This is a genomic window from Dactylosporangium sp. NPDC000521, from assembly GCF_042898305.1.
GTDB lineage: Bacteria > Actinomycetota > Actinomycetes > Mycobacteriales > Micromonosporaceae > Dactylosporangium.
In genome coordinates this window covers 140375-156905 of record NZ_JBIAYW010000005.1, presented here as the reverse complement: position 1 = coordinate 156905, position 16531 = coordinate 140375, and the positions used below count along the sequence as shown (strand labels likewise).

The 16531-nt window shown below is 72.5% G+C and carries 14 protein-coding genes and 1 pseudogene; 7 read left to right on the top strand and 8 right to left on the bottom strand.

Annotated features, from left to right (window positions below):
• Nucleotides 1-104 precede the first annotated feature (104 nt).
• Nucleotides 105-740 (top strand): dihydrofolate reductase family protein, encoded by a 636-nt coding sequence (locus ACFY3L_RS18695; RefSeq protein WP_389324984.1) that lies wholly within the window; start codon nt 105-107, stop codon nt 738-740.
• Between the two features lie 70 nt (nt 741-810).
• Here the strand turns inward: ACFY3L_RS18695 and ACFY3L_RS18690 are convergent, their stop codons facing one another.
• Complete coding sequence (locus tag ACFY3L_RS18690; protein WP_389324981.1) at nt 811-1278, bottom strand: GNAT family N-acetyltransferase; 468 nt, start codon at nt 1276-1278, stop codon at nt 811-813.
• Nucleotides 1279-1388: 110 nt separating this feature from the next.
• On the opposite strand from ACFY3L_RS18690, the gene ACFY3L_RS18685 reads away from it, so the two are divergent.
• Both ACFY3L_RS18685 and ACFY3L_RS18680 read left to right on the top strand, forming a co-directional pair.
• Nucleotides 1389-2756 (top strand): cytochrome P450, encoded by a 1368-nt coding sequence (locus tag ACFY3L_RS18685; RefSeq protein WP_389324978.1) that lies wholly within the window; start codon nt 1389-1391, stop codon nt 2754-2756.
• Between the two features lie 33 nt (nt 2757-2789).
• Entirely contained in the window at nt 2790-4325 is a 1536-nt protein-coding gene (locus ACFY3L_RS18680; RefSeq protein WP_389324975.1) for a DHA2 family efflux MFS transporter permease subunit, read from the top strand.
• Nucleotides 4326-6686: 2361 nt separating this feature from the next.
• Here the strand turns inward: ACFY3L_RS18680 and ACFY3L_RS18675 are convergent.
• From ACFY3L_RS18675 to ACFY3L_RS18665, 3 genes are read right to left on the bottom strand one after another with little or no spacing between them, the layout of a single operon-like run.
• Nucleotides 6687-7370 (bottom strand): TetR/AcrR family transcriptional regulator, encoded by a 684-nt coding sequence (locus ACFY3L_RS18675; protein ID WP_389324973.1) that lies wholly within the window; start codon nt 7368-7370, stop codon nt 6687-6689.
• 10 nt (nt 7371-7380) lie between these two features.
• A complete protein-coding gene (locus ACFY3L_RS18670) occupies nt 7381-8022 on the bottom strand; it encodes a hypothetical protein (protein WP_389324970.1) in 642 nt (213 codons plus the stop codon).
• A gap of 4 nt (nt 8023-8026) precedes the next feature.
• Nucleotides 8027-8416, bottom strand: a complete 390-nt coding sequence (locus tag ACFY3L_RS18665) for a PadR family transcriptional regulator (protein ID WP_389324967.1) — start codon at nt 8414-8416, stop codon at nt 8027-8029.
• Nucleotides 8417-8568: 152 nt separating this feature from the next.
• Here ACFY3L_RS18665 and serS point away from each other — a divergent pair, with 152 nt between their 5' ends.
• Complete coding sequence (gene serS, locus ACFY3L_RS18660) at nt 8569-9861, top strand: serine--tRNA ligase (RefSeq protein WP_389324964.1); 1293 nt, start codon at nt 8569-8571, stop codon at nt 9859-9861.
• Between the two features lie 1385 nt (nt 9862-11246).
• Here the strand turns inward: serS and ACFY3L_RS18655 are convergent.
• Complete coding sequence (locus ACFY3L_RS18655) at nt 11247-11837, bottom strand: TMEM165/GDT1 family protein (protein WP_389324961.1); 591 nt, start codon at nt 11835-11837, stop codon at nt 11247-11249.
• Between the two features lie 225 nt (nt 11838-12062).
• A complete protein-coding gene (locus ACFY3L_RS18650; protein WP_033358852.1) occupies nt 12063-12467 on the bottom strand; it encodes a transcriptional repressor in 405 nt (134 codons plus the stop codon).
• 90 nt (nt 12468-12557) lie between these two features.
• On the opposite strand from ACFY3L_RS18650, the gene ACFY3L_RS18645 reads away from it, so the two are divergent.
• Together ACFY3L_RS18645 and ACFY3L_RS18640 are read left to right on the top strand one after the other, a co-directional pair.
• Nucleotides 12558-12914 carry a hypothetical protein gene (locus ACFY3L_RS18645; protein ID WP_389324958.1) on the top strand — a complete coding sequence of 119 codons (357 nt, stop codon included), beginning with the start codon at nt 12558-12560 and terminating at the stop codon, nt 12912-12914.
• A 3-nt stretch (nt 12915-12917) separates the two neighbouring features.
• Complete coding sequence (locus tag ACFY3L_RS18640; protein WP_389324955.1) at nt 12918-14072, top strand: helix-turn-helix transcriptional regulator; 1155 nt, start codon at nt 12918-12920, stop codon at nt 14070-14072.
• 494 nt (nt 14073-14566) lie between these two features.
• On the opposite strand, the gene ACFY3L_RS18635 is transcribed toward ACFY3L_RS18640, so the two are convergent.
• Together ACFY3L_RS18635 and ACFY3L_RS18630 are read right to left on the bottom strand one after the other, a co-directional pair.
• Nucleotides 14567-15481 (bottom strand): SDR family oxidoreductase, encoded by a 915-nt coding sequence (locus ACFY3L_RS18635; RefSeq protein WP_389324951.1) that lies wholly within the window; start codon nt 15479-15481, stop codon nt 14567-14569.
• 57 nt (nt 15482-15538) lie between these two features.
• Nucleotides 15539-15883, bottom strand: a complete 345-nt coding sequence (locus ACFY3L_RS18630) for a hypothetical protein (protein WP_389324948.1) — start codon at nt 15881-15883, stop codon at nt 15539-15541.
• 54 nt (nt 15884-15937) lie between these two features.
• Here ACFY3L_RS18630 and ACFY3L_RS18625 point away from each other — a divergent pair.
• Nucleotides 15938-16531 (top strand): annotated as a pseudogene (locus ACFY3L_RS18625) (hypothetical protein); the annotation flags it as partial.

Genomic DNA, 16531 nt, shown 5'->3' with positions numbered 1-16531 from the left:
TCACGGCGTGTCAAGTTTCCTAGGAACCTAGCTTTCGCTGATGATGTCGATCCGGGCCGCCGTGCTCCGACCTGGTGACGACATCGTCTTCGAAGGGACTCGCCATGCTCCGTGTGCACAACTTCTGCATCTCGGTCGACGGTTACGGCGCCGGGCCCGCCCAGTGCCTCGAGGATCCGATCGGCGCCGGCGGGGAGCGGCTGCACGACTGGCTCTTCGAGACCCGCACCGGCCGGCAGATGACCGGCCGCGACGGCGGCAGCGAGGGCGTCGACGACGAGATGGTCGCCGCCGGCCAGACCGGCCTCGGCGCGACCATCATGGGGCGCAACATGTTCGGCCCGATCCGCGGGCCCTGGTCCCCCGGCGGGTCCTGGTCGGGCTGGTGGGGCGCCGACCCGCCCTACCACCACCCGGTCTTCGTCCTGACCCACCACGCCCGGCCCAGCATCACGATGGAGGGCGGCACCGTCTTCCACTTCGTCACCGACGGCATCGAGGCGGCCCTGGAGCGGGCCACCGAGGCCGCCGGCGGGCTCGACGTGCGGCTCGGCGGCGGCGTCTCGACGGTCCAGCAGTACCTGCGCGCCGGGCTGGTCGACCAGCTGCACGTGGCGATCATCCCGGTCGTGCTCGGGCGGGGCGAGCGGCTCTTCACCGACGGCCTCACCGACGGCTACGCGTGCACGCGCATGGTCGCCTCCGACGCGGCGACCCACATGATCCTCAGCCGTGCGTGATAGCTCCTCAGCCGAGCGTGATGGCTCCTCAGCCGAGCGTGATGGCTCCTCAGCCGAGCGTGATGGCTCCTCAGCCGAGCGTGATGGCGAACTGGCGGGCGGTCAGGCCGAACCAGCGGTCGGTCAGCCCCTCGTCGGTCATGCCGAGGCGCTTCGCGACCGCCTGCGAGGCGAGGTTGTCCTCGTCCGTGAGCGCCAGGACCCGGCCGCTCGTGCGGGACAGCACCTCGCGGGCGCCGCGGGTGGCGAGGCCCTTGCCGTGGTGCGCCGGGTGCAGGTGCCAGCCGATCTCGACCTCGTCCGAGTCGGCGAGGGGCACCAGGAGGATCGTGCCCACCGGTACACCGTCCACCTCGATCGCCCAGCAACCCCTGGGGCCGTCCTCCCGCTCCCGCCACCTGGCCAGCCTGACGAGCGCCTCGTCGCGGTCCGCGACCACCCGGCGGGGGTGCGCGCCCAGGTGCCGCATCACCTCCCAGCGCGAGTAGATGTCGTAGAACGCCTCGACGTCGCCTTCTGTCCATCGCCGCAGCAGCATGCCCGCCATGATGGCAGGTGACCGTCCGGCTTCACCGTGTCGATCTCTTTGGATAGCATCGCTTCGATTTTCCGCGACGCATTGCGACAACCACGGAGGGTCGACGCTCGATGACTGTCACCGAGACCGCCCCGGCAGCCACGCGCCCGATCCCCGTGGCGAAGGGCCGGCTCGTCGTCGGCAACGTGCTGGAGCTGGCGAAGGACCCCGCGCGGTTCTTCGCCCAGGCGTACCGGGAGAACGGCCCCGTCTTCAAGATCAGGGTGTTCAACAAGTCCTGCACGGTCATCGCCGGCGCCGAGGCGGCCGAGTTCATGGGCTCGAAGGAAGGCCGCGAATGCCTGCGGTCCAAGGAGTTCTGGCAGGGCTTCCTCGACGAGTACGGCGGCACCCGCACGATCCTCGGCGAGGACGGCGAGAGCCACAAGGAGCTGCGGGAGATCATGCGCCGCGGCTACTCCCGCGACGCGATCAAGGGCCGCGGCAACGAGCTCGTCGAGATCACCGACCGGGTCCTCGCGCGGGACTGGAAGGCCGGCGAGTCGGTGCCGGTCGTGCACGCCCTGCAGTACATGGTCACCGACCAGCTCGGCACGATCCTGACGGGCAGCGCGCCGCTGGAGTACGTGCCGGACATCCGCACCATGACCCTGTACGTGCTCAACGTCCTGGTCACCAGGCAGCGGCCGAAGGTCCTGCTGAAGCACCCGCGGTACAAGAGGGCCCGCGCCCGCGTGTTCGAGCTCAGCGACGCGATGGTCGCGGGCCTGCGCGCCACCGCCGGCAGCAAGTCTCCGCAGGAGCGCAACCTGGTCGAGGACCTCATGGACGTGCACCTCAACCGCGAGGGCGTCCTGCCGGCCAACGACCTGGTGCTCGCCCTCACCGGGCCGTACGTCGCCGGGCTGGACACGGTGGCGAACACGACCGCGGCCTTCATCTACTCGGTCCTCAAGCACCCTGCGGTGCTCGCGCGCGTCCAGGCGGAGGCCGACGCGCTCTTCGCCGGCGGCGAGATCACGGACGACGACCTGCGCAAGATCCCGTCGATCCGGTACGCGCTGATGGAGACGATGCGGCTCTATCCGATCGCGGTCGCGCTGAACCGCACCGCGACGCGGGACTTCGAGTTCGCGGGGTACACCATCAAGGAAGGCGAGATGGTCTACCTCGGCACGACCGTGCCGCACTTCATGGAGGAGTACTACCCCTCGCCGGAGACGTTCGACATCGAGCGGTACGAGAAGCCGCGGTCGGAGCACCTGCGGCCGGGCGCGTACTCGCCGTACGGGCGGGGGCCGCATACGTGCCTCGGCAAGAGCTTCGCCGACGTGCAGATGGCGCTGTCGATGGCGCGGCTGTTCCACCGGCTGGACCTCGCACTCGACCCGCCCGGCTACACCCTCGTGACGAAGACCGCGCCGACGCCGGGGCCGGCGATGAACTTCAAGGTGAAGGTGCGCGGCTACCGGCACTGATTTTTCGTCGTACCCCGCGACTAGATTCGGGGCATGGCGACGCTGTCCTATGGCACCGCGGCCGGGCGCTGGGTCCTCACCGCGACGATCCTCGGCTCCGGCATCGCGGCGATCGACGCGACCGTCGTCGGCATCGCCCTGCCGGCGATCGGTCGCTCGTTCGACACCGACCTCGAGACGTTGCAGTGGGTCGTCACCTCCTACACGCTCGCCCTCGCCGGGCTGCTGCTCATCGCGGGCGCGCTCGGCGACCGGTATGGCCGGCGGAAGATGTTCCTCATCGGCGTCGTCTGGTTCGCCGTCGCGTCCGTCCTGTGCGGCGTCGCGCCCGACGCGCCGGCCCTCATCGCCGCCCGCGCGCTGCAGGGCGTCGGCGCGGCCCTGCTCACCCCCGGCAGCCTCGCCATCCTGCAGGCGTCGTTCCGCCCCGAGGACCGCAGCCGCGCCATCGGCGCCTGGTCCGGCCTCGGCGGCGTCGCCACCGCGATCGGCCCGTTCCTCGGCGGCTGGCTCGTCGGCGCCGCCTCCTGGCGGCTGATCTTCGCGATCAACGTCCCGATCGCCGCCGCCGTCGTCCTGCTCACCTGGCGCCACGTCCCCGAGTCCCGCGACACCACCGCCACCGGCCGCGTCGACGTGCCCGGCGGCGCGCTGGTCACGCTCGGCCTGATCGGCATCACCTATGGTCTGATCGAGGGCCACTCCCTCGGCTGGACCAGCCCACTGGTGCTCACCGCCCTCGCCGGGGGCGCGCTGCTGCTCGGCGCCTTCGTCTGCTGGGAGCGCCGCACCGCCCACCCGATGCTGCCGCTGGACCTGTTCGCCTCCCCGCAGTTCAGCGCCACCAACGTGGTCACGTTCGTCATCTACGGCGCCATCGGCGGCGCCCTGTTCCTGCTGCCGATCCAGCTCCAGCAGGTCGCCGGCTACTCCGCCCTGCAGGCCGGCGTCTCCCTGCTGCCGGTCACCGTCATCATGCTGCTGCTGTCCGCCCGCTCCGGCGCGCTCGCCGGCCGCATCGGCCCGCGCCTGCAGATGAGCGCCGGCCCCGTCGTGGTCGGGCTCGGCATGGCGCTGTTCGCCCGGATCGACGGGTCCGGCTCCTACGTCACCTCGGTCCTGCCGGCCGTCGTCGTCCTCGGCCTGGGCCTCGCCACCACCGTCGCCCCGCTCACGTCCACCGCCCTGTCCTCCGCCCGCTCCAGCCACGCCGGCATGGCCTCGGCGGTGAACAACGACGTCGCCCGTGCCGCCGGCCTGATCGCCGTCGCCGTCCTGCCCGCCGCGGCCGGCATCACGGGCACCGCCTACCTGGACCCGCCCCGCCTCTCCGCCGGCTTCCACACCGCCGTCCTCATCTGCGCCGCCCTGTGCCTCGCCGCCGCCGCGGTCGCCGCCACCACGATCCGCAACCCACCCCACCCCGCCACCGCCCCTGCCGCCGCCACCGCATCTGCCACCGCGCCCGCCGCCCCGGAGAAGCCGTTGCTGCACTGCGCCGTCGACGCTCCCCCACCACCTCCGGCCTCGGCCCCCACCCCGACAACCCCCACCCACCACCGCCACTGAACCCACCTCGCACACGCTCCGCCCTGTGCAGGGCCGCGCCCGCGCTAGGCAGGGCAGCGTCGCGCTAGGCAGGGCAGCATCGGTCCGGGCCGCACTGGACCGCGCCGGGCCTCACCGCACGGGGCAGCGCCTCACCGCACGGGGCAGGGCCTCACCGCACGGGCAGGGCCTCACCGCACGGGGCAGGGCCGCGCCAGGCCCCATCGCGCTGCGCCCGCGCCACTCCGGGCCGCGCCACACCGGGGCCGCGCCACACCGGGGCCGCGCCACACCGGACCGCGCCACACCGGGCAGGACCGCACCGGGCAGGACCGGCCACACCGCGTTAGGTAGGGCCGCGCCGGTCCGGACAGCACTGGACCGCACTGGGTAAGGCCTCACCGCACCGGGCAGGGCCGCGCTCGGCAGGCCGGGCCGGGCAGGGCCGTCAACGGGGTCCTTCCATCGCTCCTTTCCCTGCGACCGCCCCGGACTCGCCCGCCACTGCGGGCGACCAGCACCCACTGTCGCCCGTCCGGGCCACATCGCCCCGCGCCGGGTTGCCTACATCAGCGGCCATCGACGCTCTCCCACCACCCCCGACCTCAGCCCCACCCCAACGACCACCACCGCCACTGAACCCACCCCGCGCACTCGCCGCACTGGACCGGGCCGCGCCGCGCTAGACAGGGCGGGCCGCACTGGACCGCGCCACAATGGGCAGGGCCTCACCGCGCTTGGCAGGGCCGCGCCGGTCCGGGCCGCACTGGGCCGCGCCGGGCCTCACCGCATTGGGCAGGGCCGCGCTAGGCAGGCCGGGCAGGGCCGTCAACGGTCCTTCCATCGCTACTTTCCCTGCGACCGCCCCGACTCGCCCGCCACTGCGGGCGACCAGCACCCCACCGCCGCCCGTCCGGGCCACATCGCCCCGCACCGGTTGCCTACGTCAGCGGCCATCGACGCTCCCCCACCACCCCCGACCTCAACTCCCACCCACCACCGCCACTGAACGCACCCCGCGCACGCGCCGCACTGGACCGGGCCGCGCCGCGCTAGACAGGGCGGGCCGCACTGGACCGCGCCACAGTGGGCAGGGCCTCACCGCGCTTGGCAGGGCCGCGCCGGTCCGGGCCGCACCGCACTGGGCCGCGCCGGGCCTCACCGCATAGGGCAGGGCTGCGCTAGGCCCGGCCGGGTCGGGCCGTCAACGGTCCTTCCATCGCTCCTTTCCCTGCGACCGCCCCGACTCGCCCGCCACTGCGGGCGACCAGCACCCACTGTCGCCCGGGTGGGCCACATCGCCCCGCGCCGGTTGCCCGAGCCGCGGACGCTCGGCTTGCCCCGTCGGCCACGATCCGCAGCCCACTCAGCCCCACCACCGTCCCTGCCACAACCACCGCGGTGGCCTTGCCGGTTGCGGGCCCACCGCGCCCGCCACCCCCACCGCGCCACTAGGCCGTTGCTGCACTGCGCCGTCGACGCCACCGCCACCGCCTCTGCCACCGCGCCCGCCGCCCCTGCCATAGCCGTAGGGGTGGCCTTGTCGGTTGCGTTGCGGGCCACCGCGCCCGCCACCCCTACTGCGTCCAAGAAGCCGCTGCTGCACTGCGCCGTCGACGCTACCCACCCACCTCCAACCTCGCCGCCATCCCGACAACCACCACCCATCCACTGAACCTCGCCCCGGTGCAAGAGCCTCGCCGCACCGGCCGGGGCGTCGACGGGCCTTCCATCGCTACCTGCTCTGCGACCTCCCCGGCTCGTCTGCCGCTGCGGCAGGCCGGCACCCCACCGCCGCCTGGACGGGCCACGTCACCGCCGCGCCGGTTGCCCACCCCCGCAGACGCTCGGCCGGCCCAGTCGGCCACGATCCGCAACCCATCCCCGCCGCCCCTGCCACCGGGTTCACCGCGCCCGCCCCTACCGCGCCCGAGAGGCCGTTGCCGCACTACGCCATCGACGCTGCCTCACCGCCTCCGACCTCGGCCCACCCCGACAATCGCACTCCCTATGTGGTGCAGTGGGCGCCTCCGCCACGGCGACGGTCGCGCGTCCATGGTGGCGTGGGCGCCGTCCGTGCCGTGGGTGCGGTGTTGCTCCTCGGCCGCCGTCCTCGCCCGCCGAAGGCAGCAGTCGGTGCTTCCTCGCCGCCGCGGGCTCGAAAGTGAAGACAGTCGATGCCGGCCCTGGTGACACCGGGGTCGCTTCTCATGATCCCGAACGGTCTTGGTAGTTCTGGCTACCGGAATCGAACGGGATCATGGGGAAGCGAGGACAATCGATTGCTGGACCGGGCGGTACCAGCGCAGCCAACGCGATCCGGAGGAGTTGGGCGTGACAGTCCGGTCAAGCCGGGGCTCGACACTCGATCCCGACCGGGGATCAGGGAGTGAGGAGGCCCCGCAGGACGCTGCGGACGGTGCGTTCGAAGAGGTCGGCGGCCGGTGGCGACTGGGCAGCATCGGTGAACGCGGCCGTCAGGTGCGGATGCGACTGCGGGTCCACCAGGGAGAACAGGTGGGCGGCGGCGACCCGCTGCTGCTCCGCGGCCGCGGGGTCGCCGGGTGGTGGGTTGCTCGGCACCGGCTGGGCGAACAGTGAGACCACGCCGGTCAGGACCGCCATCGTCTCCATCTTCGTGCTGGGGGCGCTGGGCAGCGGCGCCATGATGGCCATGCAGCGCTCGAAGTAGTCGACGGCGCGGGGGCCGAGGGCGCCCTGGCGGCGGGCGGCTTCGGTGAGCCAGGGGTGGCGGCGGTACAGGATGAGCTGGTCACGCGCGACCGCCACCAGGTCCTCGAGCCAGTCGCCGGTGAGCGGCCGGTCCAGCGGGAGCTCGGCGAGGACGGCGTCGGACATGAGGTCGAGCAGGTCGTCGCGGGACGACAGGTAGCGGTACAGCGAGCCGGCGCCCGTGGACAGGGCCGAGGCGACGGCGCGCATCGAGACCGCGGACAGGCCGCCGGCGTCAGCCAGTACCACGGCCGCTGCGACGATCTCGGCCCGGCTGTGCTGCGGGACAGGCCCCCGGGACCCGCGGTCGGGGCGGGTCCAGATCGTGTCCATGGTGACAAGCTTAAACCGCAAACGATGTTCGCGGTTCGCGCAGCGCCCAGCGGCGGGCGAGCAGGACCGCACCCATGTGGGCGGCGAGGATGAGGGCGCACTCGGCGACCACGACCAAGAAGTTGGTGCTGTAGCCGGTCAGCCGGGCGAACCCCATCGTGAGCGGGGTCACGAGCGCGGCGACCGGAATGAGGACGGTCATCGCCTTCGCCGTGTTCCCCATGTACGGGAGGTCGCGCAGCCCGACCCGGACCGCCACGACCGATCCCGTGACAGCGAGCGCCACGACGGTGCCGTAGAAGACGCCGGCGGCGAGCGCGATCGGCACCTTCACCGATCGAGGCAGGTCGAACAGGTACACCATCAGCGGATGCACCACCATCAGCACCACGAACCCGACGGCACCACCGAGCAGCGCCCCGATGATCGAGGTCCGCAGGAAGCGGAGGTACTCCCGCGGGGCGCGCCGGACGCCCGCCTCGTCGGCGAGCCGGCGGGCGAAGCCGGGCACGTCGGGGCCGATCCCGTCCTCCGCGGCGGCGGCGAGGTCCGCCCTGAGGTCCGCGGCGAGGTTGACACGGTCGGCGCGCCCCACCCCGTGCGCGCGCCAGGCGCGGTCGGCGGTCGCGATGGCGTCGTCGATGGTGCCCACGGCGTCAGCTCCTCGGCGTGCCGGTGGCGGCGTCCCCGGACGCCGGGCTGGTGACCTGGTCGGTCAGGGTGGCGTCGACGATGTCGACGAACCGCCTCCACTGCCGCCGCCACGCGTCCAGGCGCGCGGTGCCGGCGTCGGTCAGGGCGTACACCTTGCGGGGCGGCCCGCTCGGGCTCGGCTGCAGCTCGTCGGCGACCAGCCCGAGGCGGCGCATCCGGGTGAGCAGTGGATAGACAGTGCCGTAGCCGACCGCCTCGAACCCGGCGGCCTCGACCCGGCGGACCAGGTCGTAGCCGTGCGCGGGCTCCTTCGCCAGCAGCGCGAGCAGGCACATGTCGAGCGCGCCGCGGAGCAGCTGGGTCTGCCGGTCACCGTCCTCGGTCGCTATCATGCGTCACATAATAGCTCCGGTACTAGGTGGCGCCAAGTAGCGTTCACTTGAGGTGTTGCGGGTGTACCGCGGCGGCGGGTCGGAAATTGTGTCGGACCCAACCGGTAACATCCTGAGCGTCCAGAAAATCTAGGCAAAGGTGCGCAGCAGCCATGCTCGACATCGAGTTGATTCGCAAGGACCGGGCCTCCGTCGAGGCCGCACTGTCCAAGAGGCTCGATCCGTCTGAGGTGTCCCGCTCGCTGAGTGCCATCGCCGAGCTGGACAAGCAGCGCCGCGAGCTCATCGGCGACATCGACGCCGAGCGCGCCCGCCGCAAGGAGGAGGCTCGCGCCTTCGGCGCCGCGAAGGCGGCCGGCCAGGCGGTCGAGCCGACCACCCGCGACGCGAAGGCCGCGTTGCAGGAGCTCGAGGAGCGCCTGGCGGCGGTGCAGGAGCAGCTCACCACCGCGATGAGCGAGCTGCCCAACCTGCCCGCCGACGACGTCGTGGCCGGCGGCAAGGAGGCGAATGTCGTCGTCAAGGTCTTCGGCGAGGCGCCGAAGATCGACAACGTCCGCGACCACGTCACCCTCGCCAACGAGCTGGGCCTCGTCGACTTCGAGCGCGGCGTGAAGCTCGGCGGCTCCGGCTTCTGGATCTACACGGGCTGGGGTGCCCGCCTGGAGTGGGCCCTGGTCAACTGGTTCATCGACCGCCACTTCGCCGCGGGCTACCAGTTCATGCTGCCGCCGCACCTGCTGCTGCACTCGGCGGGCTATGCCGCGGGCCAGTTCCCGAAGTTCTACGACGACGTGTTCCACATCGCCACCGACGACGACGAGCGCGGCCGCTTCCTGCTGCCGACGTCGGAGACCGCGATCCTCGGCGCGTACCAGAACGAGATCTTCGATACCGCCGACCTGCCGCACAAGGCGTACGCGTACACGCCCTGCTACCGCAGCGAGAAGGCCGGCTCGCACTCCGACGAGCGCGGCACGGTCCGCGGCCACCAGTTCAACAAGGTCGAGATCTTCCAGTTCACCACCCCCGAGGACGGCGAGAAGACCCTCGAGGAGATGGTCGACTACGCGGAGGACCTGGTCAGCTCCCTCGGCCTGCACTTCCGGCGCTCGCTGCTCGCCGCCGGCGACTCCAGCGCCTCGATGCGCAAGACGATCGACATCGAGGTCTGGATGCCGAGCACCGGCAAGTACAAGGAGGTCTCCTCGGTCTCCTGGGCCGGCGACTACCAGGCCCGCCGCGCCGGCATCCGCTACCGCGTCCCGGGCTCGAAGAACAACCGCTTCCTCCACACGCTGAACGGCTCGGCCCTGGCCACCAGCCGCATCTTCCCGGCCATTCTCGAGCAGTTCCAGCAGCCTGACGGCTCGGTCATCGTCCCCGAGGTCCTCCGCGACAAGGTCGGCACCGACCGCATCGTCAAGCCGACCAAGCGGCGCTGACGCTTTCCCGAGAGCCTTCGCGTCGCGGGAGCCTTTCACTTCGCGGGCAGGTCCGGCCGGCACCGATTCGGCCGGACCTGCCCGACCAAGACCCGCTGGCCGGCGCCTTGACCGTCAACAGGCTCCGTGCCGGCGTACCTGCGCGTCGTAGTGTGGGCCGCCCGAACGGTACGGCGTCGACCTGGCCGCCGAGTTCGGACCAATGACCGGCGAGATCGAGCGGCAGCTCTGGCGACAGGGCCCACAGCTCGCGCAACCTCGCACCGCCGTACTCCACGCCGCTGTGCTGCCGCTCGTTGTTGCCGCCAGGCCCGCTCCTCGCGCCGCTTCTCCCTACGCCGCTGCGCCGCGTTCCTCATCGCCAGGCCACGTGTCCCCCGCGTTGTTGGGCCGCTCGCCCTGCGCCGAGCCCCCTCCTCCGCCGCCGAGCCACGTATCCCTTCACACCAGCCCGCTCGCCCCCGCATTGCCGCGCCACTCGCCGCGCACCAGCTCCCCTCCCACACCGCCGAACCACGCTTCCCCTCCCACCAGCCCGCTCGCCCCCGCATTGCCGCGCCACTCGCCCCGCGACGAGCCCCCCTCCCACACCGCCGAACCACGCTTCCCCTCCCACCAGCCCGCTCGCCCCCGCATCGCCGCGCCGCTCGCCCCGCGACGAGCCCCCTCCTCCGCCACCGAGCCACGTTTCCCTTCACATCAGGCCGCTCGCCCCCGCATTGCCGGGCCACTCGCCGCGCACCGGCTCCCCTCCCACGCCGCCGAGCCACGCTTCCCTTCGCATCAGGCCGTTCGCCCCGCGCCTCCGGCTGGTCGGCCCACACCGCCGAGTCACCATGCTGCGGCGCCAGGCCACTCTGTCCCTGCCGCCGGGCGATCCTCCTGCCGCTTGACATCCCGGCCACGGGCACACGGCTCTCCCGCCCCGACCGGCCAGGCCCGCGACTCGACTCGCTGCCCGCCATCCACGAACGCCCCGCTGGCGCCTCATCGGAGTCCGCGGCACACGTGCCCCCCGCACTCCGTAGCTCACCCTGCCCAGAACGCTTCCCACGCCGCCGGGCCGCTCTTTCCCACTCCGCCGAGTCACCCCTTCGCAGTGCCGGGCCGCCCAGCCCCGCCGTCGGGCGAACTTGTCCAACCGCCGGGCCATGCTCCTGCGGCGCCGCGTCGGCTTGGCATCGCGGACGCGGACAAGGCGACCCTCCCGGCCTCGACGACCACGATCGGCCGGGCCTACGATTCGCTGCCCACCACCCATTCGAACGCCTCGGCAGGTCCGTGGCACGCGTCCGCCCCCGCACTGCGCAGCTCGTCGCGCGCCCGAGTCAAGGGCGCTTTCCATTCGGCGACGGCTGGGCGTACGGGGGCGGAGGCGTCTACGGCTACAAGAGGGCGCGGAGGGCTTCGATGAGCAGCCAGACGCCGAAGAGGACGAACAGGGCGGCGGCGCCGTACTTGATGGTGCGTTCCGGAAGGTGCTTGCCGAGGAGGCGGCCGGCGAGGATGGCGAGGGCGTCGGCGGCGACCATGCCGACGGTGGAGCCCAGCCAGGTGCCGAACCAGCCGTGCTGGGTGGCGAGGGTGATGGTGGCGAGCATGGTCTTGTCGCCGAGCTCGGCCAGGAAGAACGCGACGCCGACGGTGAAGATGGCGGAGCGGGTGGTGGGCTGGTTGGCCTTGTCACGCTCCTCGTCGGTGAGGGAGTCGCCGCGCAGCGTCCAGGCGCCGAAAGCGAAGAACGCGATCGCCGCTGCCAGGGAGATCCAGGCGGTCGGGAGGGCGGCGCCCAGGCCGTACCCCACGGCGACGGAAACCAGGTGGACCAGGGCCGTGGCGACCGTGATGCCGATCAGGACCGGAACGGTCTTGAACCTGGTGGCGAACGTCAGCGCCATCAGCTGCGACTTGTCGCCGAGCTCGGCGACGAAGATGACGCCGAAGCTGATGGCGAGGGCAGCGAGGAAACCGCTCATGTGGTTGCAGAACCTTCCCGGGGTTGGCCGGGAGGAGGGCACGGACGACCTCGACCCGGCTTGTTCAGCCTGAGTCGAAGGTCTCGTCCGCCCTGTACAGCGCCGGACGAGCCGACACCGTGAACACCGGGCCGCGTGGCCGGGGACGCGAACGCCCCAGTATGTCGACCACACAGTTGGAGGACTACTCCCCTTCGCGCCCCATCAGCGTAGCGGACGGAGAGTTCAGCGCGCGCAGCGTCCGCACGTGCCGAAGATCTCAAGCGTGTGGCTCACGTCGGTGAAGCCGTGCTCCTCACCGATGCGGTCCGCCCAGCGCTCGACGGCGGGGCCGAGGACCTCGACGGTGCGGCCGCAGCCGCGGCACACGAGGTGATGGTGATGGCGGTCGCTGCAGCGCCGGTACCGGGTGTCACTGCCCGGGACCTGCATGACATCGATCTCGTTGGTCTCGGCGAGCAGCTGCAGGGTCCGGTAGACGGTGGTGAGGCCGACGTTGGCGCCGCGTTCACGGAGCATGACGTGCAGCTCCTGGGCGCTGTGGAACCCGTCGACGTTGCTGAGCAGCGTCATCACGGCGTCGCGCTGGCGGGTGTTGCGCCGGGCGGGGTGCTGCTCCACGTCGTTCACCCGAAAAAGCTTAGCGTCACCTCACCAAATCGCTGCAGCCGAGCCGAAGCGGCGGCCGAAATTGTCGTACCCGCGCGGTACCGTGCCGTCGTGGAGATTCGCCTTGAGGTCGACGACGAGGAGTCGTTGCGTCAGCTGTACCGGTGGCTGCGCGACGACGAGATCATTCGCACGGTCCGGGTGAGCCTGACGCCGTCGGCGCCGCGCCCCGGGGAGATGGGCGCAGCGTTCGAGGTCGTCAACGCCTTGGTGAGCAACGGGATCGCGCTCGGCGGGCTGCTGATGGCGGTGGTGACGTGGCGCGGGACCCGCCCCCGGCCGCCGCGGGTGCGGATCCGGCGCGGTGACGTGGTCGTCGAGCTGGACGGCTCCTCCTCTCCCGAGGACATCCGGCGGATCGTCGACACGCTCGACCCGCCCACCGCGCCGGATCAGGACCCGGCGTAGGCCATGCGCGCGTCGCGGCTCATCTCGCTCGTGCTGCTGCTCCAGGCCGGCGGCACGGTCACCGCGGCTGAGCTGGCCGAGGCCCTGGAGGTCTCCGAGCGCACCATCTACCGCGACATGCTCGCCCTGTCCGCGGCCGGCGTTCCCGTGTATTCGGAGCAGGGCCGCGCCGGCGGCTACCGGCTCCTCGACGGGTATCGCACGAAGCTCAACGGTCTCAGCCGCGCCGAGGCGGAGGCGCTGTTCCTGTCGGGGCTGCCCGGCCCGGCCCGCGACATGGGCCTCGGCGACGTGCTCGCCGTCGCCGAGCTGAAGGTGGCCGCGGCGCTGCCCGCCCCGATCCGCGACGCGTCGAGCCGCGCCCGGCAGCGGTTCCACCTGGACGTGCCCGGCTGGTTCGAGGACCCGGCGCAGCCACCTCCCTGGCTGGCCGACCTGGCCCGCGCCGTCTGGGACGACCGGGTCGTCCAGCTCCAGTACGAGCGCCGCGCCGGCCGACCGGACCCGGGCAGCCGACCCGACTCGGGCAGCCGACCCGACTCGGACGAGCGGCCCGACTCGGACGAGCGGCCCGACGACCACACGGTGGCGGGGCGGGGGGAGGTCGTCGGGCGGGAGGTCGTCGGGCGGCGGGCGGCGGGCGGGCGGGAGGTGGTCGCGCGGACCGTGGAGCCGTATGGGCTCGTGCTCAAGAACGGAGGGTGGTATCTCGTCGGGCGCGTGGCCGGCGACCTGCGGGTGTACCGGGTGGACAAGATCGCCGAGCTGACCGTCGACGAGGCGGGGTTCACGCGGGACGCGGAGTTCGACCTGGGCGCGTTCTGGGCGGAGCGCGCCGACGAGTTCGTGCGGCGGGTCCTCGCCGAGCGGGTCACGATCAGGCTCACGCCGGCCGGGCTGCGGACGCTGCGGCACGCGGTGGAGGCCCTTGCGGTGCGGGAGGCCCACCACCACCCGCCGGACGAGCAGGGACGGGTGGTGGTGGACCTGCCCGTGGAGTCGATCGCTGTGGCGTACACACAGCTGCTACGGCTCGGACCCGACGTCGAGGTGCTCGAGCCCGAGCCGTTACGCGACCTCATGCGAAGCGCCGCCGACAGGATGGCGGCCCTCTACCGGTCGCCGGAGCAGCCGACCGCCTCCGCGCCTCAGACGTAGGGCACCCACGTCGCCGGCGCGAGGTGAACGCCTCTCCGCAACGAGGCGACCGCCTCTTCGGCGGGAGGTGGAGGCCGGACCAGTCCTGCAAGGTCGCGCCCGCAGCGGACGAGACGGTCCACCTTCGCCAGGTGAGCGGACGAGATCGCACCCCGACCCTCGGGCAGCCAGTCCCGTAGATCTCCGGGCAGCGCTCCACGAGCCGCCGGCCCACGGTGCTTCGGCAAGAACCCCGGACGGGCGGCACCGGCTACACGACGGACTCCCGGGCACCACTCCACCGGCGGCCGGTCACCGCGTACCCCCAGACGGCAGACCACCGGCGGCCGGCCACCACAAACCCCAGACGGCAGGCCGCCAGCGGCCAGCCACCACAAACCCCAGACGGCAGGCCGCCGACGGACGGCCACCACAAACAGGCCGCCAGCCGCCGGCCACCGCACCCCGGGCGGCGGGCCGCCGGCAGTTGGTCCGCCGCGTGCGGGGCGGAGGTGCTACCGGTAGCCGGTGGCGTCGGCGGGTTTGCCCGGCTCGTGGACCTCGCGGAAGTAGCGCCACCAGTCGGGGCGGCTGCCGTCGAGGTCGGTGAAGCCGTACACCTGCGACAGCTGCCCGCTGGACAGTGACTGGCCCGTCCATCGGGCGACGTCCGGGTCGGCGGCGAGGGCGGCCACGGCGCGGCCGACGTACGCCGGGGACTCCGAGATGACGAAGTGCGGCTCCTTGGCCGTCGCGTCGAGCCAGTTGGACTCGGTGACGCCGAAGTGGTCGAGCATCTGCTCCGAGCGCAGCCAGCCGGGGGTGATGGCGACCGCGGTCGCGCCGTGGGGACGCAGTTCGTGGGACTGGGCGAACGCGAGCCGCAGGACGGACATCTTCGCCAGGTCGTAGAAGAAGGAGACGCGGTAGTTGTCCAGGTTGTACGCGAGGGTGCCGTCCGTCATCTCGACGACCAGGCCGCCCGGGTTGCGGATGAGGAGGGGCAGGGCGTGGTAGCTGGTGATGATGTGCGTGTCGATCGCCAGGCGCAGGATGTGCAGGCCGGTGTCGAGCGAGTCCTCCCACAGCGGCTTGTCCCAGGTGAACAGCTTCTCGGCGCCCCAGATGTCGTTGACGAGCACGTCGAGCCGGCCCTGCTCGGCGTCGATGCGGGCGACGAGCGCGCGCACCTGCTCCGGCACCAGGTGGTCGACCTGTACGGCGATCCCGGTGCCGCCGGCGGCGGTCACCAGCTCGGCGGTCTCCTCGATCGTCTCGGGCCGGTCGATCTCGGAGGGTTGCTGCCGGGTGGTGCGTCCCGTCGCGTACACCGTGGCGCCCGCCGCGCCGAGCTGCACCGCGATCTGCCGGCCCGCGCCCCTCGTCGCACCGGCGACCAGTGCGACCTTGCCTTTCAGTGGTTGTTCCATGTCCAGGACGGTGCCAGGAAAACCTGACAACCCGTGTCCGACTTCGGGAAAGACACCTCAGGAAAGACACTTGCCGGCGGTGCGGGGGCGGGGGACGCCGTCGACGGAGACGCAGATGCCGTACACCTTGGCGTGGCCGGTCCAGCCGTTGACCCAGCCGCGGTTGTTGCTGATCTGCACCCGCCGGCCGGTGGTGTCGACGGCGGACACCAGGTGCAGGTACACCGTGCCGGCCACCTTCGCCAGAACGATGTCGCCGACCTCGACCAGCGCCGGGTCGACCGGGCTGACCGTCACCAGCTGGCGGCTGCGCACCAGCGGCACCATCGACGACCCGCTGGGACGGAACTGCACCGTCGCGCCGCCGGCGACCCGCGCGGCGACCATGTCGAGAGCACCCATCGTGCCGTGAGCATCCACCCGACCGTGCGGTGGTGTCGAGCGAGAATGGTGACCGTGAGCGTCGTGATCTCCGGTCCCGCTGTCCCTCTGGTACTGGCATCGCCCCTCGCCGTCGCCGGATGCGCGACGGAGGCCGTGGCGATGTGCCTGGATGCGGCCGCGGACCTCGCCGACGCGCGCACCGGCCACCGCCCTGCCGTCTCCGTCGACACCGGGCACGTCGCCGCGGCGGTGCGCGCCGAGGCGCTGCTGCGGGACCCCGAGGGGCGCGGCATCGACGGGTTCGCGCCGCTGTCGCGGCTGTGGCCCGCCGCCGACGGCTGGGTCCGCACCCACGCCAACTACCCGTGGCACCGCGCCGCGCTCCTCGCCGCCCTCGGCACGGACGAGGAGGGGCTGGCCGCGACGATCGCCGGGATGCCCGCCTTGACGGTGGAGCGTCTGGTGTACGACGCGGGCGGGCTCGCCGTGGCCGCCCGCAAACCCGGCGAGCTACCGGGACCGGACCCGACCGGCCCGCTCGTCCGCACCACACCCCTCAGCACCGCGACCGGCCCGCTCGGGCACGCCACCAGCACCGCGACCGGCCCGCTCGGGCACGCCACCAGCACCGCGTCCCGCCCGCTCGGGCACGCCACCAGCACCGCG

What these genes read in the sequence shown, in the direction of transcription:
- ACFY3L_RS18640 (WP_389324955.1), top strand. Translation starts at nt 12,918, where the DNA reads ATGCGCGCGTCGCGGCTCATCTCGCTCGTGCTGCTGCTCCAGGCCGGC.
- ACFY3L_RS18635 (WP_389324951.1), bottom strand. Translation starts at nt 15,481, where the DNA reads ATGGAACAACCACTGAAAGGCAAGGTCGCACTGGTCGCCGGTGCGACG.
- ACFY3L_RS18695 (WP_389324984.1), top strand. Translation starts at nt 105, where the DNA reads ATGCTCCGTGTGCACAACTTCTGCATCTCGGTCGACGGTTACGGCGCC.
- ACFY3L_RS18690 (WP_389324981.1), bottom strand. Translation starts at nt 1,278, where the DNA reads ATGCTGCTGCGGCGATGGACAGAAGGCGACGTCGAGGCGTTCTACGAC.
- ACFY3L_RS18685 (WP_389324978.1), top strand. Translation starts at nt 1,389, where the DNA reads ATGACTGTCACCGAGACCGCCCCGGCAGCCACGCGCCCGATCCCCGTG.
- ACFY3L_RS18665 (WP_389324967.1), bottom strand. Translation starts at nt 8,416, where the DNA reads ATGATAGCGACCGAGGACGGTGACCGGCAGACCCAGCTGCTCCGCGGC.
- ACFY3L_RS18680 (WP_389324975.1), top strand. Translation starts at nt 2,790, where the DNA reads ATGGCGACGCTGTCCTATGGCACCGCGGCCGGGCGCTGGGTCCTCACC.
- ACFY3L_RS18655 (WP_389324961.1), bottom strand. Translation starts at nt 11,837, where the DNA reads ATGAGCGGTTTCCTCGCTGCCCTCGCCATCAGCTTCGGCGTCATCTTC.
- serS (WP_389324964.1), top strand. Translation starts at nt 8,569, where the DNA reads ATGCTCGACATCGAGTTGATTCGCAAGGACCGGGCCTCCGTCGAGGCC.
- ACFY3L_RS18675 (WP_389324973.1), bottom strand. Translation starts at nt 7,370, where the DNA reads ATGGACACGATCTGGACCCGCCCCGACCGCGGGTCCCGGGGGCCTGTC.
- ACFY3L_RS18630 (WP_389324948.1), bottom strand. Translation starts at nt 15,883, where the DNA reads ATGGGTGCTCTCGACATGGTCGCCGCGCGGGTCGCCGGCGGCGCGACG.